At 63.0% G+C, this 1,297-nt stretch carries 1 protein-coding gene; it reads right to left on the bottom strand.

What is annotated here, in order from left to right; translation table 11 throughout:
- Positions 1 to 44: 44 nt before the first annotated feature.
- A protein-coding gene (locus AC1DCZ_RS19310; RefSeq protein ID WP_476976003.1) for an IS3 family transposase occupies positions 45 to 1,228 on the bottom strand; the annotation gives its coding sequence in 2 pieces (ribosomal slippage) (positions 45 to 967 and positions 967 to 1,228; 1,185 coding nt in all).
- Positions 1,229 to 1,297 lie beyond the last annotated feature (69 nt).

The raw sequence follows: 1,297 nt of genomic DNA, 5'->3' as shown, positions 1-1,297 counted from the left end.
TGAGCTGCTGCGGTGATTTCGGACAGCGGAATTAGTGGATTCTTCTACGCTGCCAGGGCTGGCTGTTGATAACCATAGTGGACTTCGTTAGGTCGACGGTAACCGAGCGCGGAGTGACGGCGCCTGCTGTTGTAAAACCCCTCGATGTAGCGAATGACGTCGCTCCGGGCTTGTGATTTCGTGGCGTAAACGGTCCGGTAGACACGCTCGTTTTTCAGGGCTGAGAAGAACGATTCGGCCATGCTGTTGTCCCAGCACACGCCGGTGCGTCCCATCGAGGAGCGCATGCCCAGGCCGGCCACCAGGGCCCTGAAACCGGCCGAGGTATAGACGCTGCCCCGGTCGGAGTGCCAGATCGCGGACGGCTCGATCCGGGTCGTAGCGGCGGCGTTCTTGAGCGCRTCGGCGACGAGCTCGGTGCGCATGTGATCAGCGATGGACCAGCCGACGACCTTCTTCGAGTAGCAGTCGATGACGGTGGCGAGGTAGACGAACCCTTGCCAGGTGTGGATGTAGGTGATGTCGCCGACGAACTTCACCCCGGGCCGGTCGGCGGTGAAGTCACGGTTCACGAGGTCGGGCATGCCCGCGGCGGCCTCAGCGTCAGCCTCGGTGGTGATGCGGAACGGCCGTGGCTGACAGGCCACCAGGGCCTGGGAGCGCATGATCTGCCGCACCAGCTCGGGCGAGCACTCGGTCTGTTCCGCGGCGAGATCGGCGTGGATGCGCCGGTACCCGTAGGTTCCCTCGGACTCCTCGAAGAAGTGCTGGATCCGCGCGGTCAGGCCCTGACGGCGGGCCGCCGTGGCCGATTGCGGACGTATGGCCCAGTGATAGAAACCGGACGTCGAGACGGCCAACCAGCGGCACATTCTCACGACCGAATTCAGATTGGCGGGCTCAGCTTTTTGGGAATCGATGTATTCGTACTTGCTCACTACCGCTGCTCCCGGGCGAAGTAAGCGCTGGCTTTTTTCAGGAACGCCGTCTCCGCCCGCAGCTCCTGAACCTCACGCTCGAGCTCCTTCAGCCGGGCCCGTTCCGACACCGTCAGATCCACCTCCGTCCCGCCGTTGGCCTCGCGGTACTTGACCAGCCAGTTCCGGAGAGTCTCGGGGCCGACACCGTACGCGGTGGCCACGTCCTTGATCGGCTTGGACGTGGTGATCACCTCGCGGCACAACTCGTCCTTGAACTCCTGGGTAAATCGCTTCCGTGATGCGGTCATGCTGATCTCTACTTTCGGTAGACCCCCATTTTAAGAGGGCCCACTGTCCGAGAACTCCGCGGCAGCTCA

The sequence above is a fragment of the Arthrobacter sp. 10N418 genome, assembly GCF_056394725.1.
This window is presented reverse-complemented; position numbering and strand designations above follow the sequence as displayed.